This is a genomic window from Thalassospira sp. UBA4513 (assembly GCF_002388495.1).
GTDB classification, from domain to species: Bacteria; Pseudomonadota; Alphaproteobacteria; order Rhodospirillales; family Thalassospiraceae; genus Thalassospira; species Thalassospira tepidiphila.
On the sequence record NZ_DGMR01000003.1, the window covers coordinates 1 to 24270 of the forward strand.

A 24270-nucleotide genomic window follows, 5' to 3' on the forward strand; every position below is an offset into this window, starting at 1 on the left:
TTGACCGGGGTCAGGGCCGCGCCGCTTCCGCCGGTCGCAAGATCGCCAAAGTTAATCGCAACGTCGCCGCCGTCACCCAGCAGCTGAATGCCGTTGAAGTTGGTGGAAGACGCAATACGATCAATCTCGTCACGCAGTTCAGTGAACTCGTCATTGAGGAAGCCACGTTCAGTGTCGGACAAGTTGCCAGACGATGCCTGAACGGCAAGTGTCTTCATACGAACGAGGATGTCATCAATGGTTGCCATACCGCCATCGGCGATCTGGAGCATCGAGTTGGCCTGACCAACGTTGACAGTTGCGGTTTTGAGAGCCTGGGTGGTTGCATTCAAACGCGCGCCGATGGCCATGGAAGCGGCATCGTCACGTGCAGAAACAACGCGGGTACCAGACGAAAGTTTGGACAGCGAACGGGTCGCCATTTCATCAGAAGCAGACAAGTTGCGGTGCGCAACATTTGCCGCATAGTTGGAAATAATATTGAGAGCCATTTTGGTATCTCCTACATGGATAGCTCTGACGGAGGCCCGTCACGAAATTCCGACTACATGCCGGATCGCTTTGTGTTTTTCATGCATTGAAATTACAAAGCTACACTTTAACACATTAAACTTATACGTTTGTATCGCCTGAGTCTATCAGAATATTAACCAAGCATTAGTGAACTGACGTAGTAGGCAAAAAGAAAACGCCGGCAAAATCATTTTGCCGGCGTTTGTGTTGCTTCTATCGAGTTGTGTTACGTTAGCCCTGCAACAGGCGCAGAAGGTTCTGCGGCATCTGGTTGGCCTGTGCGAGCATTGCCACGCCAGACTGCACAAGGATTTGCTTTGACGTAAAGTTGGTCATTTCGGCGGCAACATCAAGATCAAGCAGGGTCGAGCGTGCAGACTCTGTATTTTCCTGAGTTGAGGCCAAGTTCTGTGCCGCGAAATCCAAGCGGTTTTGATAGGTACCGATATTGGCACGGGCACGCTGCAGGTCATCAATTGCGCGACTGACAACCTCCACAGCTTCCTGTGCGCCGGCAGCTGTATCAATCGCATTGGCGCCAAGGTCAGAAATGGAGTCTGCTGTACCAGCTGCTCCACTGCCCAGCGTTTCAGAGTCAACTGCGGTAAACTCAATCGCTAGACGATCATTTGCGGTATTTCCTGCCCCGACTTGGAAGTCAACAGTCTGCTGAAGAGCTTGACCGTTGTCTGCAGCCATGTTGATCACGTTCGCCGAAGAGTCGTTACCGGCAACGCCATTGAAGGTGGTGTCAGAGCCAAAGTTCGACGCACCAGTGTTGTCTGCGGCAATCGACGATACAGATGCCGAGAAGTTGGTGTTCACCGTGAAGCTCAGACCTAGTTCATCGAAGTTCAGGGTCGCATTTTCACCAGCCCCAATTGCGGTGGTGCCGCCCGAAGCATAGTCCGTTACGTCGATCGACTGCGAACGGTTGTCGCCGTCAACAGTGGCGTTCACCGTCATGATGACCTGACCACCGGCGGCGTAATCGATATCAACTTCAAAGTTGTTATCGGTGATGTCGCTATCGGTATCGGTCGCCCAGTAGTTGTTATCGGTGATGGCAAAATTGTCGAAGCCGTTGACCGGGGTCAGGGCCGCGCCACTTCCACCGGTTGCGAGATCGTCGAAGTTGATCGCGACGTCGCCACCGTCACCCAACAGCTGAATGCCGTTGAAGTTGGTCGATGAAGCAATGCGGTCGATTTCTTCACGCAGCTGAACGAATTCGTCATTCAGGAATCCGCGTTCGGTGTCGGACAGGTTGCCCGAGGATGCCTGAACGGCGAGTGTCTTCATCCGGACCAGGATGTTATCGATGGTTGCCATGCCGCCATCGGCGATCTGGAGCATCGAGTTGGCCTGGTTGACGTTAACCGTTGCGGTCTTGAGGGATTCGGTTGTTGCGTTCAGACGTGCACCGATGGCCATGGAAGCGGCATCGTCACGTGCAGAAACAACACGGGTACCCGAGGAAAGTTTTGCAAGCGAGCGCGTCGCCATCGTGTCCGAAGCAGTCAGGTTTCGATGGGCTACGTTCGCTGCATAGTTGGAAATAATATTAAGAGCCATTTTATTCCTCCTACACGGATAAGATAGAATGGCTCAGGCCATTCAATCTTTCGGCGACATTGCCTTGGGGGACATCAAAGCAATGCGCGTGCCAATATGCTAGGCAAAAATTACAGGTCATGCTGCACAGAGTATTTTTCATTGGGCAAAATATGCTGCCAGGCGACCTGGCGCGCAGTGTCGACAAGAATGGGCGCACGCAGATTGGTCGACATCGTAATGCCCTGACCACTTGGCGCGCTCCGGATGGTGACAACCATCAGAATGGCCATGTCAGCACTTTCGATCGCGAGACTTTTCTGCGCAGTCATCAGGTCTTTGTCTGCGTAAACACCGCTTTCCATATTGTACGGTGCGACGATAAAGGACAGGCTTGCATCCGTCAGGCTTTGATAAAGCTTGAACTGATCAAGTGATGTGTTGGGGATGTTAGCCAGTCCGAAAACATGGTGTTCAGGAAAGCCAAGGAGACCGACCGGCATATAGATGCCTTTGTCCCAACTGAACTCGATGTCGCCGAAGCGTGTTTCCACGACAACGGATTCAGGTGTTTCATTCTCGGCGACGTTTTCGGTTTCCATTCCCGCAATTCTCCGACGGTCGAAAGGTTATGCCGCGCATGCTACCCTTGGTATCATGCGGACAAAACAGTTAAAGACGCAATACGATTTATATCACAATCAACGCAAATAGTTAGCCAAAGATAAATCTGCGGCGCGTGAGATGGAAATAAAGCTGGCCTGAAGGGCCGTCGTATACTGACTGACTTCCGCAAGGGTCAGGGGAACGTCAACAGTTTCGATGTCGGTGATGGCCTGGGCGGCAAAAACTTTGAAATCCTGATGGCGTTCTTCGAACCGTTCGACATTGGCAATATCGAGACCGATTTGCCCCTGAACGTTTGGAAGTTCGTTGATTGCATCGTTGATAAAGCCGAGTGCGACAGTCAGCGCATCCTGGTTTTCAGTGCTTGCGGCAATGCCAAGGCCCTGGATCAATTTCTGGAATGCCGGGTTGTCACCCAGAATGCCATAGGAGACGTCATACTTGTCGTCGACCCGCAGATCCATGATCTGGTGATCGCCCATGTAATAATCGGCATCCGGGCGCGGATTGCCCATTTTCTCCATACCAAGTTTTGAGAGAAAATCACCGCCACCCGTTTCAGTAATAGCGATTGAGCCGTTTCCGACATTTTCAATATTCAAAAGCGTTGTGCCTTCACCGCCCAACCCCCGCAGCGACGCAATGGCGCGGTTGGTTGTGACGTTATTGATGGCATCCAAGATGTCATCGATATCGTCGGTGGCGGCGTTGTAGTTGACCGTGGAGGTCGAGCTGTTGCCATCGACATCTGTGCTGACGATCTGGAGCGTGCCGTTAGTTGTTACGCCAAGTGAGGAAAGAAGTGCGCCGCTTGTCACTGACGTATTAAGTTTGCTGATGTAGTTATCAGGCGCTCCGATTTTCTCGATATCCACTGCCGGTTCTTCGGAACGTCCACCGGCAAAAAGGAAGCGTCCGTCAAGGTTGGTATTGAGCAAGTTGGCAATCTGTTGCAGTGCCTGGTCTGCTTCGTTACGGATATTGACGTCATCAGCCTGTTGAGCAGAGCTTGCCTGGATCAGCAAGCTCTTCATTTCGGTCGCGATGGTCAGCATGCTGTCAACGGCGGTTTCCATACTTTGCAGACGCAATTTACCTTGCGTTGTATTGCGCAGGTACTGTTCCGTGCGGCTATATTCGGTCTCAAGATTGAGCAGGCGTTGTGTGCTGTCGGCGATACCTGCGTAATTGCGCGATTTGTACCCGCTGGACGCCTGATTCTGAAGGTCTGTTACACGCGCAGCATTGCGGAGTGCCAAGTCCGAGAGCAATGTGTGGTTTGTATATGTCGCGACACGAGTTACCATGACAGCCTCATTTCATAATCATGCAGTTTAAACTGCATTGAGCAGTGCATCAAACATTTCCTCAACCGTGGTAATCACTTGGGCAGAGGCGGTGTAGGCACGCTGAAAAATCACCAGATCCGACATCTCTTCATCAAGGTTGACGCCGGCTTCGTTCTGAATGCGGGTGCTAAGGTCAACCACCAGATTGTCCTGAAAATCATAGGAACTTTCGGCAATGCTGGCTTTTGTCGCTGCGGTTGCCACGATCCCTGCTGCATAATCGGTTAGCGATGTGCGTTCGCCCGACAGACCATCGGTCGCGCCGAATTGGATATCGGTGCGTTCAAAGGCATTACTGATCGAGTTTGCGGCACTGTTGTCGCCTTCATGAACGCCGAAAGTGATGCCAAGCCCCAGAACGGTCGTGAGTGCATCTGCGTTGGGCAGGCCATCGTCGCTGAAATAGAACGGATCGCCATCCGCATCTATGACATGGAGTTTATAACCACCCAACTGGCTATCGAATTTGACCTCAGCAGTGATATTGTTGTCCGTCAGCGTCGCACTGTTGTTGATGGCATCAGCGATGTCTTGTAGCGAAGTGTTGGTATCATAATCGATATCAACATCTGTAAAATTGCCACTGACAGTCAGTGTATAGTTGACCGGCGGCGGTACAAGCGGGCCCAAGTTAGGAATGGCCGCGTCCGGATCGATGATTGCGGTCGAGGTATTGTAAGTGTCCGCATTCATCTGTCCGCGCACAATCCGCGAGGGATCATTCTTGATTGCAGCGGCGACATCCATGTTGCCAGACAGGGACGGACGATCTTCGGTGAAGCCGATCTTTGAGGACAACGTACCCGAGTCATCGATCGTCAGGTTGGCATTATATTCAATGACCAGACGGTAACGGTTACCATCTTCGACAATGAACGCAGCTTCTTCGGCCGCAGCGGCGGTGAAGCCTGCACCCTGAAGTGCTGTGCGGATGTTGTCGCGGATATCTTCAAGCGAGTCTGTTGCAGTGTAGTTGACTGTAATACCCGCTCCGGCAAGCGCACCCGTGCCTGCACTGATTGTAAATGAACTTGCCGTCACACCCAGCGCACTGGTCGAACTTTGTTGCGCGGCAGAGGTCATGACATCGGATCTTTTGGTGGTCGTGACAAAGTCGTTCAAACCAAAATAGTGCGACATGCCCTGCTCACGACCATCGCTCAGCGTGATCTCACTGTCTAGTTCGTTAATGGCAACGCGGTTACCATCCTGGCCTTCGATAACCAGCCGATTGTCCACCAGTGATGCCGTCAGATACGATCCAGCATCCGAGGCATTGATCGCATCAACGATGCCCTGAACCGTTGCCGGTGTTGTTGGCAGGGCAATGTCAGCCCAGCTGTCAGTGGCAACAAGGTCACCATTTTGATCGAGTGCGGCAACGCGAAATGCACCGGTCGCTGTTAACGGATCGCTGCCATCAACCGTGCGTGTGCCCGAAAGGTTTGCTGGCGGCGGGAACGAAGTGCCTTTGTTATGTTCTTCATTGATGGCATCGCGCAGTTGAGTAGCCAGTTCGTTGATCTGGTCATTCAACGCCGGAATTTCGGAATCGCGCATCTCGAACAGACCCTTCAGGGTCCCTGTGCGCAGCGTATCCGTAATGTCTTCTCCATCAAGTGAAACACCCGAGCCACCCGTACCCGGTTCGAAACCGGCAGTCTGTGTAAAGGAGAGCTTGTTAGGGGTGCGATCAAGAAGAGTGTTTGCACCAGCCGCGGAATACACGACGATCGAACCATCACTACGGCTGAAGGTCGTGATATCGATGATCTTTGATAGCTGATTAAGCTTCTGATCGCGTTGATCTTCAAGCTCTGTCGTTGGCTGATCAAGGTTGTTCAGGCGAATGATGCCGGTATTGAGCTCAGAAATCTGCGTCAGCAATGTGTTGGCACTATTCACCTCATCGGTGATCTGGTCGTCGATGTCATCGCGCAGATCCTGAAGCTGGCTTGAGAGCCGCTCAAACGATTCCATGACCTGAATTGCGCTTTCGATGGCTTCGACACGCGGGGAATTCTGGTCCGGGGTGACGCCAAGCTGTTCAAACGCGTCGGCCAGATCGTTGATGCGCTGGCTGATCGCAGCATCAGACTGGGTGGTGCCAAACAGGGTCTGAACACGCATGAAAAACTCATAACGTGCTTCTTCGCGACCGGCTTTACCCAGTTCGCCGCGCATTTCACGTACCAGGCCCTCGTTGACGTTACGATAAATGTCAGCAACCTGGGAGCCGGCACCGACACCGTCAAGCGACAGGGTCTCCTGACCGGCGATCTTTCTGGAATAGCCCTCGGTGTTCACGTTCGAAATGTTCGAAGACGTGATCGCAATGCGGGCTTGTGCCGTGTTAAGGCCAGAGATCGCAGTATTGAGTGCCTGAGTAAGTGACATGATCTTTGCCTTTACCCTTAGAGCGTTTCGTTGACGCTATAGGCGCCACCGGACTTATTGATCGTGCGACCATAACCGCCGAGCGACGCCTTGCTGGTGGTGGCAGAGCGGGTATAGGTCGTGCATTCTTCTTTGGATTTGTCATTGACCGCGCGGACGATAGCCTGAACCACGCGTTCGTTGGTCGCCTTGGCCGCCTGTAGCGTGTTCATATTGCGCCGCGCAGCTTGCTGGAACTCGGCCTGAAGCTCGCGCAGCTCTTCACGTTCCTCTTCGGACATGGCGCGGAGTTCGTCACCACGGCTGCGCAGTTTCACGACCAATTGCTCGTACTGCATTGCCAAGGCAGATTTTTCCGACAGGAATTGCTCATATTCGGCAGATGTCAGGCTACGCAGTTCACTGGATTCACGTTCCAGCAGGGACATAAGGTCATAGGTGACGCTTTTAAGTTCGGTAACCAGCTCTTGGGTGGTCATTTTCATCCCTCCTGGACTTTGAGGATTTCGCGTGTAACGGCATCTGCAATTCCGATGCCACCTGCGCGGGACATTTCTTTGGCGTATTCATCAACAAGCATTGAACGCATCATCGTCTCGCCATGCCCGCCGCCAAACATTTCGTTGGTTTCAATGCCGGCAAACATGTGGCTGAGCATCTGGCCAAGGAACATCGATTCAAATTCCTCGCCAGCCTTGCGTGCCTGTGCTTCGGTCTTGATGTGCCCATCGGTGAGTGTATCCATGCGGGCCGCGATATTGTTTTGCTTGCCGTATTGTGCGCTGGCCTGTGCCTGCGCCATCAGAGCGGCAGTGCTGTCGGTCATCATCACATCACCTCGATTTCAGCCTGAAGCGCGCCAGACGTCTTGATGGCCTGAAGGATGGTGATCATGTCGCGCGGACCAACGCCAAGGCTGTTGAGGCCATTGACCAGTTCCTGAAGGCTGACACCGCCGTTCATGATGCCCAACTGATTGTCTTCGCCCTCATCGACCTCGATATTGGTGCGGTCTACAACCTCGGTTGTGCCGGCCTGCGAAAAGGGCGAGGGTTGGGAAACCTGCGGCGTTTCGGTGACACGGATTGTCAGGTTGCCCTGCGCAATCGCGACACGGTTGATCCGGACATTTTCGCCCATCACGATGGTGCCGGTGTTTTCGTCAATCACCACACGCGCGATCTGATCGGGTTCAACGCGAAGCTGTTCGATATCGGTCAGAAGGGCGACAATATTCTGATTGTAGCGTTCCGGAATGTTCAGACGCACAGTGCCCGGGTCGCTGGCGCGTGCAGCAACTTCACCCAGATAGGCATTAATTGCTTCGGAGACACGGCGTGCTGTGGTGAAGTCCGGGTTGCGCAGGACAACTGACATGTCCTGCATGGAATTCAGGTTAAAGTCGATTTCGCGTTCAACGATGCCGCCATTTGCAATACGTGCCGAGGTCGGAACGCCTTTGACGATAGTTTCAGCGTTGCCACCAGCGGAAAAACCGCCAACCGCGAGATTGCCCTGGGCAACGGCATAAACTTCGCCATCAGCACCGACCATCGGGGTCACAAGTAACGTGCCGCCCTGGAGGCTTTCGGCAGTGCCAATCGCGCTGATATTGACATCAATGCGCGACCCTTGACGCGAAAACGGCGGCAGGGTTGCGGTGGCCATCACGGCCGCGATGTTATCAGATTCAAGGTCTTCGATCTGATCGCGGACGTTGATGCCAAGGCGTTCAAGCATCGCAACCATGCTTTGACGGGTAAATTCTGCATCGCCCAGATCATCGCCGGTACCATTCAAGCCAACCACAAGGCCATAACCCACCAGCATGTTGTCACGCACGCCTTCGAAGTCGGCGATATCCTTGATGCGTGATTGTGCATGTGCAGGGGTAAGCTGCGTCACGGCAAGCATTCCCAGCGTAAGCATTGCGAGTGCATTGCGTGCTATTTTGCCAAGACCTGTGATCATACTCTTAATTCCGGTTTTACATGGGATGCAGCGCATCCGGCAAATGAGGCGATTGATCGGGTAAACCGCGTTTGCAAAGCTATTTGCGAAAACCATGCCAACTGAGGCTTTCTGCCGATGGCGACCTTGGTAACGCCAAAATCCCCTGAAAACGACGCGTTTAAGGTGATTTTGCCTCGGGGTCATCGCGGCGGATGAGCCAACCCGGCATTTTTTTCCCGTTGCGCGTCTGGCGCGATTGAGGGAGACTCATTTCTGCAAGTTTGGTGTTTGCTCATTCTCTGGCCGCTTGGGCTGGATGAATGCATCCGACCATGCACTGCATATGTTCATTGAACAGATCGACAACAACTGAGCGGACACGGATCATGAAGGTTAGCGGTTCCAAGGCTGCTGGTGCGGGGGCAACCTCGCGCAAGAAATCGTCCGGCACATCTGGCGGAAGCGGTTTTGCTGACGCCATGCGTTCGCTCGACTCTTCCGGGGATGCTGGCGGTGCCGCTGGTGTTCGAAGTGCGGGGGCTGTAAGCGCCCTTGATGCCTTGCTTGCGCTCCAGCAAAGCGGGGATGCACTGGATTCGCCCAAAAAGGCCGCAATGTTGCGCGCAAAAAGCATGCTCGAGCAGCTTGAAGCTGTGCGAGACGGCTTGCTAAGTGGCCAATTATCCCCCGCACGTCTGCAGCAACTGGTCGGTTTGCTCGACCAGCAGCGCGAAATGATTGATGATCCCGAACTCTCTTCTGTTCTCGACGAGATCGATCTTCGCGCCCGGGTTGAGTTGGCGAAACTTGAAGTTTCCGGCCTGATCTGATTGTTTAATCAAAGGTATTTTCCATAGAAATATCGCAGAATTCTGCGCCTTTGAGGGGTGATTGGCATTTATTTGTTCAATCGGCTTGCACCGTTGGCGCGTGGCCTCTATATTCCCGCGCGATCGATGAGTCCTGTATAGAGGGCATACATGACTATCACTTTACCACCTGACTATCGTCCTGCTGAGGACGAAGAGTTCATGAACCCGCGTCAGCGGGAATATTTCCGCCAGAAACTTTTGACCTGGCGGGCAGAACTTCTGCATGAATCTTCAGAAACATTAGCGAACCTGCAAGATGGCGGGCTTCAGGAACCGGATCTTACCGACCGCGCGTCGGCGGAGACTGACCGGGCACTTGAACTTCGTACTCGTGACAGGGCGCGCAAGCTTATTTCAAAAATTGATGCTGCATTGCGTCGAATTGAAGACGGATCTTATGGTTACTGCGAAGAAACCGACGAGCCGATCAGCTTGAAAAGACTTGAAGCTCGTCCGATTGCGACCCTGAGCATCGAAGCCCAGGAACGCCACGAACGGATGGAGCGCACACGTCGCGACGATTGATCGCGCCGGGTGGAAAAAATACTTGGGATTTGGCTTGGCCGATCCCCGTCATGCAACGACATGACATGGTGGGAGATTACTGGTTAGGGATAACCAAAGTCACAAAAGCCCGGCCTTCTGGCCGGGCTTTTCGTTTTTGTGTCGCTCTGATGCGAAAAAGGCCACCCGAAGGTGACCTTTGAACGCTTCGCCATGTGATCAACCGGAACCCGGAAAAACGGGATTGAGCCACAAGACTTTTCAAATGTTAGAACGGCAGAATGATGTCGAGAACTTCACTGCCATAGCGTGGCTGCTGAACATCGGAAATCGTCCCGCGACCACCATATGAGATACGGGCTTCGGCAATCTTGTCGTAATTGACTTCGTTTGCGGAGCTGATGTCAGCGGCGCGAATAACACCGGCAATCTGAACTTCGCGAATTTCACTGTTCACACGAATTTCCTGACGGCCATGAATGACATAGTTGCCGTTTGGCAGAACCTGAATAACAATGGCTGCAACACGCAAATCAATGGCTTCGTTACGATCAAGAGTTCCGGCACCCCGGTTTGACGTGTTGCTGTCGAAATCAAGCATTGAGGTCGGATCGATGGTTTCGGGCAGAACTTTGGTCATTTCTGCCTCAAGCCCGAACAGGTTCGGAACCGCGAGATCCTCGGAATTGGTGCGCGAACGAACTGTCGTGTTGGCAAGGGCCGCGCGGTCTTCCATTTCAACAACCACGGTCAGGATGTCGCCAACCTGGTTTGCGCGTTGATCCTTGAAGAAGGACCGTGCGCCGGCACGCCATAGTGAGTTCGGGTTACGTTCAGCAACCTGCGGGGCCGGCATCGGCAAACTTACCGGGCGATAGGCCTCTGACTGTGTCGGGTTATCAATGGACGACAGTTTCGGCGGTTCGCCAACTTCGGAAAGCCGTTTCATCGCGTTGCAGCCTGACAGCAATGCTGTGGCCCCGATGAGCGAACTGACAACCGCAATGCGCCGCCATGATATCTGGGTGATTTTAGTAGGCATGAATTCCTCCTGGGTTCCTGCATTTCTTAACGCAAGTACCGTGCCAGTTCTCGGCTGGTATAAGAGGAAAAGCTTGCCGGGTTGTGTGGCGTTTTGGGGCGCGGATTACTGCGACAGAGCGGGCAGTGCGCGGACTTCGTTCTCGGCCACAACTTCGACCTGAATGGTCTTGTTGCTCGATTGGTTGACCACGCGAATGACATCACCAAGTGATCCGTCTTCCATTGCCTTGCCGCGTGCGGTCAGGGACATGTTGGCAGTGACCAGACGAATGATCACAAGCGATCCGCGACGGACCAGAATGGGGTTGCTCAGATCCCGAAACATCAAGGGTTCATTGGGATTGCTGGGCCGCATGACTTCCTTGCCAATAACATCATTGATGTCGCGAATGGCCCCGTTTGGAACTCGTTCGGACCGGAAATCACGGTATTCAACCTGATCGGCACGGATGACGGAACCGCGAGATACTGGCTCGACCAGGACGGGAACGCTTGTTAGCGGGTAATATTTGCCACTGATCCGATATGTCCGCTGTTGGGCAGTCTGGGCGCCGGTTGTCACGCTGGCAACAAAGCGCTGAGTGCGTGAATTGACCTCGATGGCACTGACATCAACACTGTTGCGGGCGTCAACGGGCAGATGAATTTGGAAATTGTCACTCGAAAGATCGACCGTGAAGGGACGCTGAATACCATAGTCAACTAGGGAAATTTCGACCGCTTCACGGATTTCATCCATGGTAATCACTTGGCTGGCGCGCGTGATCAGGACCTGATCGGCTGTTGTGCGCGGACGCCATTCGACATTATGTCGCTGGGCAATCCCGTATAGCCAGCGATAATCAAGAACGGTTTGTTTGCCCGGCTGTGGTGCATGGGCGACGGCAATATCTTGCTGTTGGGGATCAAGCCCGGAAAACAGATCACCCAAGGTCACATACTGACCTTCGACCAGGGCATCAGGTTTGAGAAAGACAGAAGAACTGCTCGGCTGATTGTTGCGAAGGCTGTTGCCTTGCGATGATTGCGCCAAAGCGCTCTCTGTCAAAGGGGGCAGAGACGCAATTGCGGACAACAGTGCGAGCGCGAGGATTATGTTCTTTATCTTCATCCGCCTACTGTACCACGGAACGGTATAAATCGCGTAAATACAGTTTGCGCAAGTTCGCAGATCATGTGACCGCGACTTGCGCAAACGAAATGCCTTCAGAACCGGAAATTATCGCAGGTTGCTGACGGCGCTCATCATCTCGTCCGTGGTCGAGATCGATTTGGAGTTCATTTCATAAGCGCGCTGCGCCTTGATCAGGTTGGTGATTTCCTGAACCACGTTGACGTTCGAGGATTCAAGATATCCCTGCTGAACCGTGCCATAGCCAACATCCCCCGGGGCGCCGACATTGGCCTGACCGGATGCTTCGGTTTCAAGGAACAGGTTGTCGCCAAGGGCGTTAAGACCCGGCGGGTTGATAAATGTCGCAAGCTGAAGCTGACCAAGGTTCTGCGGGGCAACCTGGCCATCGATCTCGGCAAAAACTTCACCGTTGGAGTTGATGGTTACCGAGCGCGCATTGGCCGGAACCGTGATGCCCGGCTGAACCGCAAAGCCATCCTTGGTCACAAGCGCGCCGTTGGCATCAAGTTTAAGCGTACCATCACGGCTATAAGCGGTTTCCCCGCTGGGCAGGTCGATCTGAAGATACCCGCGGCCCTGAATGGCAATATCAAGCTCGTTCTCGGTCATGGTCAGCGAACCCTGACCCATGTAGCGGCCGATTGCTGCGGTCTTCACACCAAGACCAACCTGAACACCGGTTGGCACGATGGTGCCGGTATCGGAGGACGGCGAACCTGCACGGCGCAAATCCTGATACAGCAAATCCTGGAATTCAGCACGCTGGCGCTTGTAGCCGGTGGTGGTCATGTTGGCGATGTTGTGCGAGGTCACATCCACGTTGGTGGACTGAGCCTGCATGCCCAAAGCGCCGATATCAAGTGACCGCATCTGTCTTCTCCTTCGATTGCGCAGATTTTGCGCTATAATTCGATGTTATCTATCGGGTGCCACTGCCGGTTCAGGCGCGGACATCCCCGAGTTTGTTGATCATGTTGCGCATACGCTCGTTCTCGCTTTCAAGAGAACGGCTGACCGATTGATACGTGCGAAGAACGTCAATCATCTGCGTCATGGCGCTGATTGGATTGACGTTGGATTTTTCCAGCGCGCCCTGAACAATGCCGGGATTTTCGACAAGTTCGACGGCGTCTGCGTTATTTTCATCTTCCGGCGCACGATAAAGGGTGTTCCCGGTGACGATCATTTCCTGCACGTTATCGACAGTAACGACCTGAAGTTTGCCGATCTGGCCGATATCGGTCGAGATGGACCCGTCGCCCTTGATTTCGATCTGGCCGTCTGCCTCGTTAAAGAACAGTGGCTGACCGGCATCACTCAGCACGGGAAAACCGTCATTGGTGATCAGCTGGCCGCCCGGATCGAGGGAAAAGTTGCCCGAACGGGTATATTGGACACCGGTTGGCGTTTCGACGGCAAAGAACATGTCCGGCTGGCTAAGCGCCACATCAAGCGGACGATCTGTATGTTCAATGTTGCCGACAGTGGTATTTCTGTATTGCGAGATATCCTGAACCAGTGAGATTTCGCGTTCGCCACGGAACGGCGCGTCCTTGTTCTTTGCGATCCAGTCAGTGAACATCATGCGCTGCTCTTTGTAACCGGTCGTGTTCATGTTTGCCATGTTCTGCGACAGGTTGTTCATCATGCTGCGCAGCGTCTTCTGACGGGACAGTGCAATGTATGAAACGTTTTCCATGGTCGAATTTCCCTTTCAGGACTGTAACTTGACCATCAGGAATGCGATCTGCGTGCCAGTTTTATTAAATAATTGATTTAAAATAATAAATTTTAAGTTCGGCATTTGTTGCCGGTCGTTTTTTGCGGTGGTTTGACTGAAAGTGCCGTTGCCGACTGCCGTTATGGGCAAAGGATTGCCGGGTGACCGGGGAGGTCGGCAAAACATGTCCGGTTTGCAGGGTGGTAAAGGACCATCTCACAATTGCGCCACAAGCCGGATACTCCGATCCGGCAATTTATTCCGGGATAGCCACGACAGGCTATTGCTTTGCGTGCCCGGGCTAAGCATATGGCGCTGAGATGGTGATATTTTCCGCTGTGACAAATCACCAATAGACCGAAACGCAACATATTTTTAACGTGATAGCGTTATGGCTTTTAATCCGGCACAGTGTTTGCTGGATCAGGAAGATAGAACTTCAAACGCAGGAATTCGCGAAGCGATGGGTGACGACGTCGACGAAATCGAAATGGACGAGGGTGGCGGTGGCCGAAGCAAGAAGATGCTGGTCGTGGTCATTCTGCTTGTGCTGCTTTTGCTGGGCGGTGCGGCGGCGGCGTATTTCACCGGCATGCTTCAGCCGGTGATAGACATGCTGACCGGCGGCGGAGGCGAGCAAACCGAGGAAGTCATCACAGAAGATTCGATTGAAAATGACCCAGGGGTTCCGGAAAATGTCGGCTTTGTCGACTTGCCGGAAATTCTGGTCAATCTGAATACGGGTGGTGGAAAGCAGAGCTACCTTAAAATCCGTGTCAGTCTGGAAGTCGCCGATCAGGGCATGCTGCCGCAGGTCGAACAGATGATGCCGCGCATTGTTGACAACTTTCAGGTCTATCTTCGCGAACTGCGTCCAGAGGATCTTTCCGGCTCCGAAGGGATGTTCAGATTGCGCGAAGAACTTTTGATCCGGGTGAGTGCCGCGGCCAAGCCTGCGAAAATAAACGACGTTTTGTTCAAGGAAATGCTGGTACAATAATCTTGTAGCAGCCCGAGTGCCAAATTCAGGAAGCAATCGCTGATGGCTGATGAAGACGAAGATGATGATGCTCTCGCCGCTGAATGGGAAGCCATGGCAGGCGGCGATGACGAGGGTGGAGACGACGGCGGCGAGGATATGGCCGCCGAATGGGAATCCATGCTCGGCGATGATGACGGCGACGATGATGGCGGCGGCGACGATATGGCCGAAGCCATGGGCGGCGGTACATCTGCGCGCGTTCTGAACCAGGACGAAATTGACAGCCTTCTCGGCTTTGATGACGGTTCGGGTGCAGGCGATCAGTCGGGTATTCAGGCGATCATCAACTCGTCGATGGTGGCCTATGAACGACTTCCGATGCTTGAAGTCGTGTTTGACCGCCTTGTGCGTATGATGTCGACGTCCTTGCGTAACTTCACATCCGATAACGTCGAAGTCTCGCTTGATAACATCCTGTCGCTGCGTTTCGGTGATTACCTGAACTCGATCCCGTTGCCGGCCATGCTTGGTGTTTTCAAGGCAGAGGAATGGGATAACTACGGGCTGCTGACCGTCGATTCAGCGCTGATTTATTCCATCGTGGACGTTTTGTTGGGTGGGCGTCGCGGTACGGCGGCCATGCGTATTGAAGGTCGTCCCTACACCACGATTGAACGTAACCTTGTGGAACGTATGATCCACGTGGTTCTTGGCGACCTTTCGGCTGCGTTTGACCCGCTAAGCCCGGTGACGTTCCGCTTTGAACGCCTTGAAACGAACCCGCGTTTTGCCACCATTGCCCGTCATGCCAACGCCGCCATCGTGGCGAAGCTTCGCATCGATATGGAAGACCGTGGTGGTCGACTTGAACTTCTGATCCCTTATGCGACGCTGGAACCGGTTCGTGAACTTCTGCTTCAGATGTTCATGGGGGAAAAATTCGGTCGTGACTCCATTTGGGAAAACCACCTCGCAAATGAGCTGTGGCAGACCCATGTTAATCTATTGGCTGTTCTTGATGAACAGATCATGGCCCTTGGCGATGTCCTCAACCTTGAAGTTGGGAACAGACTGGTTCTTAATACTGGTCCGACCTCGCCTGTCGAGGTCCGCTGCGGGGATGTGCCGTTGTTCAAGGGGTTGATGGGGCGCAAGGGTGACAGGATTGCCATTCAGGTTCGTGATCGTGCGCGCATAAACGAGGAAGACTAGCTGATGGACTTCGCGTTCTATCTGGATCTTGTGATGATCGTGCTGTTGGGGGCAACGATTGTCTATGCGATTATTCTGAACCGCAAGCTGGCAGCTTTTCGGCGTAGCCGCGAAGACATGCAGAACTTCCTGACCGCTTTCAATGCCGCCAATGAGCGCGCCGAAACGTCGATCACCGCCCTTAAGGAAATGGCGGAGCAGTCTGGCGAACGGCTGCGTGAGGATATTGAAAAGGCCGGCGCGCTGAACGAAGACCTGAGCTTTATGGTCGATCGCGGTGAAAGCATTGCCAACCGTCTGGAAAAGGCTGCGCGCGACGTTAATTCCGTGCGTCGTACCGCTGGAAATGCGGCCGATGGCATCGCTGCTGGCGGTGATGGCGGAAAATCGGCCGGGGCTGGCAATGCCGGTCTTGGGCGGATGAAGGCGGCCAAAGACCGCAATGATGTAATTGACGACCGTGATCGCGTCGGTGTTGAAACCCGTGCCGAAGAACTTGCCGCCAGAATGGTCGGCGAGATCGAGCGCGGGGGAAATGGCCCGGTCGATGATGGCTATGACCGTGAAGAGCCCGCGCGTTCGGGGGGATCATATGGCAGTCGGGCGGATGTGTCCGATCCCTATGATCAGGATGAAGATGCGGGACGTTCCGAGGCAGAACGTGAATTGCTGGCGGCCTTGCGGTCGGTTCGATAGGAAGTTTCAAGCAACGAATTTGCGTTGTTGTCGGTCTTGAGATTACGAGTTTTCTATATATCTAATGGGTAGGATCCCGTTCCACTGGAACGGACAGAAATCAATCGGGAAGGAGCATGGGCACTTTGTGCCGACATGCTTGGGTGTGTGAATGTCAGGTGTGCGTATTCTGCCGTTGGTCGTTCTGGTTGGCGTGATGGTGCTTTCGATGCGGGTGGTCAACCTGTTTTCGTATGACTCCGCCAAGCAGGAAACGGCAGAGAATAAAGGTGTCAGCGTGGTGCAGATGGCCCAGGCGCAGGCACCGGCACCCGATCCTGCTGCCGAACAGGCCGCAACACCGGAAAATGGCGATCCGGGTCTGGATAACCCGGAAGGACTGACCATGGAAGGTGAGCCGATTGACGGTGTCACGGGTAACCCTGACGTGCCGCCGATGCTGGGCGGTGACCCGACCCTTTTCACCCAGGAAGAAATTGACCTGTTGCAGAACCTGTCTGTCCGCCGTGTCGAGCTGGACCGCAAGGAGCAGCGCCTTGACGAACGCGAAAGCCTGATTGCCGCCGCCGAGGCGCGCATCGATGCCAAGATCGAGGAAATGAAATCCCTTAAATCGGCCATCGAAGGTCTGGTCGAAACCAAGGAAGCGCAGGAAGACGATCGGATCAAAAAGCTGATCAGCGTTTATGAAAAAATGAAGCCGAAAGATGCGGCTCGCATCTGGAACGATCTTGATATGGATATTCTTTTGCAGGTCGCACTGGGCATGCGCGAAGCCAACACCGCAGCGGTTCTGTCAGAAATGACGCCGGATCGTGCGCGCGCGCTGACGTCCGAGCTGGCCTACAAGCAGGATATCAATATGTTACCGCTTCAATAGCGGAATGCTGCAAAGGATTGACCGCACGGCCCGAATGGGAAAGAGTGGCCCTTGGGGGGGAATTTTTGAGCGAAGACAACGTGGTGGCGAATTTAATCGTGGGTTAAACATCTTGATTAACCAATATTAAATAGGTACATCACGATTATTAGGGGCCTTGTTACTATGCGGAAGTATGGTAGGCAAGGGTGGGAGATCAGATAGCTGATGGAGTTGTGAATGGCCGTCGATCCGAATATGCCGATCCTGATTGTGGATGATTACAAAACCATGTTGCGTATCATCCGTAACCTTCTGCGGCAGCTCAACTTTACGAATATTGAAGAAGCGACCGATGGTAGCATGGCGCTTCGCAAACTGCGTGAGGCTCCGTTCAGCCTCGTGATTTCCGACTGGAACATGGAGCCGATGACCGGTCTTCAGCTTCTGAAGGAAGTCCGCGCAGACGCAAAACTGAAGGATATGCCCTTCATCATGATCACCGCTGAAGCCAAGACCGAGAACGTGGTCATGGCGAAAAAGGCAGGCGTCTCCAACTATATCGTCAAACCGTTCAACGCAGAGACGTTGAAAGGCAAGATGAAGACTGTCATTGGTGATTTCTGATCAGGAGCGCGGGGCAGGTGTCCCGCGATACCGCTATGTCTAAGGCGACCAAAGACGAACTACGTCAGTTGTTGAATGATCTTCAGGCTCGCCTTGATGGTGATGACCTGAAGGTCGAACAATTGTCCGATCTGATGGATCAGTTGTCGCGCTTTATGGGCGATAAACCGACCGATGATCAGAAACGTTTGTTTGGCGAGCTCGATGAGCTTTCCGGCATCATTCGCAAGATGAAATCGGAAATCGCCTCGCTTCGTCCGGACGATATCAAGGCCGAGTATATCCCCAACGCAACCGACGAGCTTGATGCCATCGTCGATGCGACCGCCGGGGCGACGCACGAAATCCTTGATGCCATGGACACGCTTGAAGAATTCGCAAGCACCTTGCCGCCAGAACAGGCCGAAATCGTGACCAGTGCAACGATGCGCGTCTACGAAGCCTGTAACTTCCAGGATATCACCGGCCAGCGCACCACCAAGGTGATCAAGGCCCTGAAATCCATCGAAGAACGGGTTGAAGGGCTTGTGACGGCATTTGGTGATGAAATCGCCAAATATGCTGCCGCCAACCCGCGGAAGAAAAAAGAACTGGAAGGCGAAGAGGCTTTGCTGAACGGTCCGCAGCTTGAAGGAAAAGGCGTAACGCAGGCCGACATCGACGCGATGTTTAACTAAGTGGCGTTATCATGGCGGAGATAGAGGACGATGGACCGACACCACCTTCCCCCCCTACAAACGGGGCAGTGGCGTTGTTTCTGGCGCTCTATCTTCTTCTGCTAGCCTTTTTCATTCTGCTCAATACCATTTCGACCTTTGAAGAGGTCAAAACCCGCGAAGTGCAGGAAAGCCTTTCCTCGGCATTTGCGGCCATTCTCCCGCCGACAACCAGTTTGCAGACCGTGACCTCCATCGAGGGGCCAACGGTATCAGCACAGGAAACCCAGGACAAGCTGGGGCATCTTTTTGAGACCGCCATCAAAGTGGTCCGGGTTGAAGTCATTCAGCCGGGCAAGCTGATGGAGGTCATCATGCATGTCGATCAGCTGTTTGATACCAATTCCATTCTGGTCCGCGAAAGACAGGCCGATTTCATGCGCCAGCTGGCCGAAGTGCTAGCTGATGACGATGGTTACGCCTCCTACGAGATGGAAATGGTCATGGGCAGCCAGATCGAAGACAAAGGCACGATCCAGATTGAAAACAATCTTCAGATCGCCCAGGCCGGATCATTTGCCCGCGAACTGACCGATGTCGGCGCACCCGAAGACCGTTTCTTTGTCGGGATTGATCCGGGTGCCGACCCGTTCATCGTGACATTCCGCTTTTTCTGGAATTTCGGTCCCAAGGAAGCGCCGGAACCGATCAATCGTAACGGCAATGGAAATGAAACGCCTGCGGCAACGCCGACCTCCACGACGCCGGACTCTGGCGCGAATGGCGGTGGTTCGGGCGGGCAGACGGGTGCTGTCGCGCCTCAACAATTCATGATCCCGCCGGCAAATGGTGGCGCGCAGCCATCCATTTCCCAGCCGATCCCGCTTGGACCACAAGCATCGGGAGGTGGCGGATGAGCGAAGACGCACCACGCAAGCCAGAGGTCAAGGGCCCACCGCCCTGGATGCTTAGTCTGGCGGATCTGATTTCGCTGCTGCTGACGTTCTTTGTCATGCTGTTTGCCATGTCCAAGGTCAAGATCGATCGCTGGGACGAGGTCGTTGATGCCTTGTCGCAATCAATCAAACCGTCGCCGGTTGAAGATACCGACGAGCCGATGGCGAACATGAACATTCCGCGTGTGTATCGCAAACCGGCAATGAACCTTGATTATCTCAGTGCCGTGATTGACGACGCGATTGATGACAACCCGGTCCTTGGCGATGCGCGCATGTCGCGTGAAGCCGACAAACTGGTGATTTCCCTGCCGGGTGATATTCTGTTTGTTGCCGGTAGTTCGGATATGACACCCAAGGCGCAACAGGCCTTGTTTGTGCTGGGCGGGGTGTTGCGCAATATCGGTAACCGTATCGGTGTTCAGGGGCATACTGATCCAAGGCCGCTTAGTGGGCGTGGGCAATATGCATCGAACTGGGAACTTTCGCTGGCCCGTGCCGGGGCTGTTGCCAACGAGTTAAAGCAATCCGGTTACACAGATTACATAAATATTTACGGATTTGCGGCATCAAGATACGACCAGCTTCCCAAACTCTTGGATGAGGAGGCGCGATTTGCAATGGCGCGCCGGGTCGACATTGTAATCGAGCCTCACGGGGGAAGCGGGATCGGAGGCACGTAAGTATGGCGAAACTTGCCGTGCGCATCCTGCTGGCGGTTGCAATTGCGACCACCACGGCAATGGTTTTGCCTTATAGCGGAATGCGCCCTGCAATAGCCCAGGTGGCGGACCCTGTTATCATCCGCTCCGGGCTTCATAACGGGTATGGCCGAATTGTTCTGCAATGGAACGAGCCGGTCAATTACACCGCCGAGATCATCGGCGACCAGTTGGTCGTGCGGTTCGATCAGCCATTGGTGGCTTCGTTGCGCGGTGTTCTGACGCCGGTTTCACGCTATATTTCCGATGCATTCTTTGATCCTGATGGTCGCACAATCGCCTTTGTGCTGAGTGACGACTACGAAGTGCGCGCATTTAACGTCGGCAGCAACGTCGTCCTCGATATCCTAGATAAACCGGACGCACCGGCACCCGCAGTACCGACACCGCCGGCGCGTCCCGCACAGGATAACCAAACCCCCGAAATAACCCCGGCGCCGACAACACCGGTTGAAACGGTTGCCGATAACCCGGCAGAACTGGCGGAGCTTGACGTGCGGGTCGGACGCCATCCGACCTTCTATCGGCTGGTGTTTGACTGGCCAAACCGCACCGATTACGTCCTTGAAGGGGCGCAAGGCGCGCAGACCATCGCGTTTGATGCGCCGGCCCGTATCAATGCCAACGATATTTCACGACGCCTGCCCGAAGGTGTGCGTGTGCGCCAGGGCGATACCAATCCGCTGGATGTCGTTGTCGAAACGACCCCGGCACGGCAATTGCGCCATTTCCGGTCTGGCAACAAGGTCGTGGTTGATATCATGGGCGTGCAGCGTGCCCCGGCAACCACCACCGCGCAAACCCGCACGACAGACACACCAGAGGCCGGGGTGACAACCCCAGCCCCGCCTGCGCCCGCAACCCCGTCTGCAACTGCGCAGAACGAAGATGCGGCGCCAGAGGTTCCCGATGCAGGCGTGCCAACGTCCGAAGAGGGCGCGCTTGACCCCAACTCCCCCGAAGCCCTTGCGCAGGCCGCGCAGAGCGCAGGAAGCACGGTTCGAACCAATGGGCAGGCACCGATCGAACGACAAAGCATCGGCGATCTTGTTGTTACTGTTGATCAGACCGCGACCGAACTGACGCTTGGTTTCCCGTTTGGCCAGCCGGGCGGGGCGGCGGTATGGTCGCGCGCCGGGTTCTTGTGGTTGGCGTTTGATGTACGTGCCAATCTCAACCTTGATAATGTGCGCCAACAGGCCGCCCAGATCGTCGGCGTTGTCGAACAGATCGAAAGCCCGTACGCAACGATTGTCCGCATGACAATCCCCGAGGGCATCGGCCTTTACACCGGCCGGAGTGAAACGGGTGATTGGCGCATCACCATGCAGCAAGGCATCATGCAGCCGGTTGAAAAGCTGGGGCCGTCGATTGAATTGGACGAACAGACCCGTGCGCGCCTGATCGTGCCCCTTGAGGATGTCGGGCCGATTATCCCGATTGATGATCCCGAAGTCGGCGATACCCTGCGCGTGACCACGACAACCCAGAACGGCTATGGCATCGAGGTTGCGCTACGCTATCCGGAATTTGAAGTTCTGCCGTCGGTTCAGGGCGTGGTCGTTGCCCCGATGAATGACAGTGTTCAGGTCGCCGGGCGTGATGATGGACAGGCCGTGATTGTTACCGCCGAAGATGGTCTTAACATTTCACCGGAAGGTGCACGTTTGCTGGCCTCGGCAACCGGGGTGCGCGCGCAAACAGGTGATGGTCGCGAAGGTCTTATTTTCGAGCTGGATGACTGGCGGCGCGGTGGTCTGGACCAATACAACAAAACCATCCGTGGACTGCGCCGGAAGATTGCAGAATCCGGTGACGAGCATCGCAACAAGGCGCGCCTTGATCTGGCCCAGTATTATCTGGCGAACGGATTGGGCCCCGAAGCCGATGCGGTGATTTCCGCCATGGAACACGATGATCCGCTGATTGCGCAACGATTGCAGTTCCGTGCCCTTAAGGCAGCGGTCAAGTTCCTGAACCGGGAATATGAAGAAGCCGAACGCCTGCTTGAAGATGAACGCCTGCGCAAGATCCCCGAGATGCAGCTTTGGCGGGCGGTGACCCTGGCGGCGCGCGGGCGTCCGAACGAAGGTGCGCGCGATCTTCTTGAAAGTGTTCATATCCTTGATTACTACCCGCCTGAATTGCTGTCGCGTCTGGTGCCGATTGCGACTGAACAGGCCTTGATCGTCGGCAACCCCGAAGCGGGCATGGACATGATCGAAAAGATGCTGGTGACCCCGGGTCTTTCCGAAAGCAAGATCATGGATATCCAGTACCTCAAGGGTATTTTCGAAGAAGAAGCCGGCGAGCTTGAACAGGCTGTCGCGACCTGGGATCAGGTGGCAGAGGGAGAAAACCGCAAGGCGCGTGCGCACGCGATCTTTGATCGCACCGAACTTCTGATGCGGCTTGAACGCCTGACGGTCGAAGATGCGATCGAACAACTTCAGAAACTGCGTTTTGCGTGGCGCGGTGACGCGTTCGAGATGGCGTTGCTCAAACGTATTGGCGAATTGCAGATTGAGAACAAGGATTTCCGCGAAGGGCTCAATACCCTGCGTCAGGTCGCGATCTTCTTCCCGAATATGCCGGTGGCGACCGAGGCGACCGACATGATGCACAAGACTTTTGAAAACCTGTATCTCGGCGAGGAAATCAATAATATCTCGGCGATCAAGGCGGTTGCGCTATATGACGAGTTCCGCGAACTGACCCCGGCGGGTGACAAGGGCGACGAACTTATTCGCCGTCTTGCCGACCGCATGGTTGATGTCGAACTGTTTGAACGCGCCGAGGAACTCCTTGAACATCAGGTCGACTTCCGTCTGACCGGGGTGGAAAAGGCCCGGGTCGGGGCGCGACTGGCCTTGGTTTATCTTCTTGATAGCAAGCCCGAGGAAACCATCCGCATTATCGACGAGACCGAAGTGCCCGGCGTCTCCGACGAACTTGCCACCCAGCGTCGACACCTTCGGGCGCGTGCCCTGCTTGATACGGATCGCGGTGTCGAGGCGATTGCATCGCTTGAAGGCGACTATTCGCGCAATGCCGAATTGTTGCGGATCGACCATTATCGCAATACCCGCGATTACATGTCTGCCGCCGAGACCTTCCAGCGTCTGGTCGGTGAAGAACCGTTCGATGAAAACGGTATCTCTGATGAGCGTGGCCGATACATGCTCAATTGGGCGGTCAACCTGGCAATGGCTGGGCAGGAACGTACCCTTAACATGCTCAAGCGACGCTATGGCGAAGTCATGGCCCAAAGCCCCTATGCCGAGGCCTTCAGCCTGATCACATCTTCGCCAACCCAAGGGTTGATTGATTACCGGACGCTTGCCGATCGCGTCGACGAAGTAGAAGAGTTCCAAGGTTTCCTTGCAACCTATCGAGACCAGTTGGAAAAGTCGCAGCTTAGTGCTATAAATTAACGTTCAATAACTATATGGTGGCGCCTTTTTCGCCCAACGTGGGTGTAAGCGCTATGATTCTGTTGGATTTTTTTGAGCGGTGAAGAGTGTAGTGCTGTGATGGATCGTGCACTTAAAATGGTCTATTACGATGAGGCAAATGTCGAAAAAGACATTTTCGCCCAGCTTTCGCTTGCCCAAAAGCATTATCTGGGCGACGGCATGCCGCGTGATGAGTCCGCGACCCGCCGCATCCTTGACCAAATTCACAGACAGAGCCGTGCTTTTGCGGCGGTTTGCTATGGCTATATGCGCAGCAAGGGACTCGGCGTTGCCGAGGATCTTGGCGAAGGTCAGCAATGGTACCGCGAAGCGGCGTACTGGTTTAACGAAGAAGCTGCCGCTGGTGGTCCGGTATCGGCAAATAATCTTGGTTATCTCTATGCCAAGGGGCTTGGCGTTCAGGAAAATGCCGAAAC

The 24270-nt window shown here is 54.3% G+C and carries 23 protein-coding genes and 1 pseudogene; 12 read left to right on the forward strand and 12 right to left on the reverse strand.

Annotation, left to right across the window (positions count from 1 at the left end; all coding sequences use genetic code 11):
- The 8 genes from B2T33_RS00785 to B2T33_RS00820 all read right to left on the reverse strand — a co-directional run.
- Positions 1-491: flagellin (locus B2T33_RS00785; RefSeq protein ID WP_414716626.1), on the reverse strand; the 491-nt coding region annotated here is incomplete at its 3' end.
- Between the two features lie 253 nt (positions 492-744).
- Complete coding sequence (locus B2T33_RS00790) at positions 745-2088, reverse strand: flagellin (protein ID WP_167727170.1); 1344 nt, start codon at positions 2086-2088, stop codon at positions 745-747.
- Between the two features lie 110 nt (positions 2089-2198).
- A complete protein-coding gene (gene fliW / locus B2T33_RS00795) occupies positions 2199-2669 on the reverse strand; it encodes a flagellar assembly protein FliW (protein ID WP_008890411.1) in 471 nt (156 codons plus the stop codon).
- Positions 2670-2768: 99 nt separating this feature from the next.
- Positions 2769-4001 carry a flagellin gene (locus B2T33_RS00800; protein WP_286790916.1) on the reverse strand — a complete coding sequence of 411 codons (1233 nt, stop codon included), beginning with the start codon at positions 3999-4001 and terminating at the stop codon, positions 2769-2771.
- Positions 4002-4028: 27 nt separating this feature from the next.
- Complete coding sequence (flgK, locus tag B2T33_RS00805) at positions 4029-6440, reverse strand: flagellar hook-associated protein FlgK (protein ID WP_197146873.1); 2412 nt, start codon at positions 6438-6440, stop codon at positions 4029-4031.
- Positions 6441-6457: 17 nt separating this feature from the next.
- On the reverse strand, positions 6458-6919 hold the full coding sequence (locus tag B2T33_RS00810; RefSeq protein WP_157194018.1) for a hypothetical protein: 462 nt from the start codon (positions 6917-6919) through the stop codon (positions 6458-6460).
- A 2-nt stretch (positions 6920-6921) separates the two neighbouring features.
- Complete coding sequence (locus B2T33_RS00815) at positions 6922-7266, reverse strand: rod-binding protein (protein ID WP_245228008.1); 345 nt, start codon at positions 7264-7266, stop codon at positions 6922-6924.
- A gap of 2 nt (positions 7267-7268) precedes the next feature.
- The gene (locus B2T33_RS00820; RefSeq protein ID WP_197146874.1) at positions 7269-8411 is read right to left on the reverse strand and encodes a flagellar basal body P-ring protein FlgI; all 1143 of its coding nucleotides are present in this window, start codon (positions 8409-8411) and stop codon (positions 7269-7271) included.
- A 368-nt stretch (positions 8412-8779) separates the two neighbouring features.
- Here B2T33_RS00820 and B2T33_RS00825 point away from each other — a divergent pair, with 368 nt between their 5' ends.
- Positions 8780-9223 carry a flagellar assembly protein FliX gene (locus B2T33_RS00825; RefSeq protein ID WP_008890404.1) on the forward strand — a complete coding sequence of 148 codons (444 nt, stop codon included), beginning with the start codon at positions 8780-8782 and terminating at the stop codon, positions 9221-9223.
- A 150-nt stretch (positions 9224-9373) separates the two neighbouring features.
- Entirely contained in the window at positions 9374-9790 is a 417-nt protein-coding gene (gene dksA / locus B2T33_RS00830) for an RNA polymerase-binding protein DksA (protein ID WP_008890403.1), read from the forward strand.
- Positions 9791-10037: 247 nt separating this feature from the next.
- Here dksA and flgH read toward each other — a convergent pair whose 3' ends face one another.
- From flgH to B2T33_RS00850, 4 genes are all read right to left on the reverse strand, one after another.
- Positions 10038-10811 carry a flagellar basal body L-ring protein FlgH gene (gene flgH, locus B2T33_RS00835; RefSeq protein WP_197146875.1) on the reverse strand — a complete coding sequence of 258 codons (774 nt, stop codon included), beginning with the start codon at positions 10809-10811 and terminating at the stop codon, positions 10038-10040.
- Positions 10812-10916: 105 nt separating this feature from the next.
- Positions 10917-11846 (reverse strand): flagellar basal body P-ring formation chaperone FlgA, encoded by a 930-nt coding sequence (flgA, locus tag B2T33_RS00840; RefSeq protein ID WP_197146876.1) that lies wholly within the window; start codon positions 11844-11846, stop codon positions 10917-10919.
- Between the two features lie 186 nt (positions 11847-12032).
- Entirely contained in the window at positions 12033-12818 is a 786-nt protein-coding gene (gene flgG / locus B2T33_RS00845) for a flagellar basal-body rod protein FlgG (protein ID WP_008890400.1), read from the reverse strand.
- 70 nt (positions 12819-12888) lie between these two features.
- A complete protein-coding gene (locus B2T33_RS00850; protein WP_008890399.1) occupies positions 12889-13647 on the reverse strand; it encodes a flagellar hook-basal body complex protein in 759 nt (252 codons plus the stop codon).
- Between the two features lie 484 nt (positions 13648-14131).
- On the opposite strand from B2T33_RS00850, the gene B2T33_RS00855 reads away from it, so the two are divergent.
- From B2T33_RS00855 to B2T33_RS00900, 10 genes and pseudogenes are all read left to right on the forward strand, one after another.
- On the forward strand, positions 14132-14668 hold the full coding sequence (locus B2T33_RS00855; protein WP_008890398.1) for a flagellar basal body-associated FliL family protein: 537 nt from the start codon (positions 14132-14134) through the stop codon (positions 14666-14668).
- Between the two features lie 42 nt (positions 14669-14710).
- Complete coding sequence (gene fliM, locus B2T33_RS00860) at positions 14711-15862, forward strand: flagellar motor switch protein FliM (protein WP_063087511.1); 1152 nt, start codon at positions 14711-14713, stop codon at positions 15860-15862.
- Positions 15863-15865: 3 nt separating this feature from the next.
- Positions 15866-16558, forward strand: coding sequence for a DUF6468 domain-containing protein (locus B2T33_RS00865; RefSeq protein WP_286790917.1), 693 nt, complete (start codon positions 15866-15868; stop codon positions 16556-16558).
- Between the two features lie 151 nt (positions 16559-16709).
- Complete coding sequence (locus B2T33_RS00870) at positions 16710-17438, forward strand: MotE family protein (protein WP_197146878.1); 729 nt, start codon at positions 16710-16712, stop codon at positions 17436-17438.
- Between the two features lie 219 nt (positions 17439-17657).
- The gene (locus B2T33_RS00875; RefSeq protein WP_008890394.1) at positions 17658-18044 is read left to right on the forward strand and encodes a response regulator; all 387 of its coding nucleotides are present in this window, start codon (positions 17658-17660) and stop codon (positions 18042-18044) included.
- Positions 18045-18079: 35 nt separating this feature from the next.
- On the forward strand, positions 18080-18721 hold the full coding sequence (locus B2T33_RS00880; RefSeq protein WP_064788592.1) for a protein phosphatase CheZ: 642 nt from the start codon (positions 18080-18082) through the stop codon (positions 18719-18721).
- Between the two features lie 11 nt (positions 18722-18732).
- Positions 18733-19617 carry a flagellar motor protein MotB gene (locus tag B2T33_RS00885; protein WP_231959694.1) on the forward strand — a complete coding sequence of 295 codons (885 nt, stop codon included), beginning with the start codon at positions 18733-18735 and terminating at the stop codon, positions 19615-19617.
- Positions 19614-20339: an OmpA/MotB family protein gene (locus B2T33_RS00890; RefSeq protein ID WP_008890391.1), complete on the forward strand. Its 726-nt coding sequence runs from the start codon at positions 19614-19616 to the stop codon at positions 20337-20339. The genes B2T33_RS00885 and B2T33_RS00890 overlap by 4 nt, the downstream gene beginning before the upstream one ends.
- A gap of 2 nt (positions 20340-20341) precedes the next feature.
- Positions 20342-23812 carry a tetratricopeptide repeat protein gene (locus tag B2T33_RS00895; protein ID WP_197146879.1) on the forward strand — a complete coding sequence of 1157 codons (3471 nt, stop codon included), beginning with the start codon at positions 20342-20344 and terminating at the stop codon, positions 23810-23812.
- Positions 23813-23911: 99 nt separating this feature from the next.
- Positions 23912-24270, forward strand: a pseudogene (locus B2T33_RS00900) (sel1 repeat family protein); the annotation flags it as partial.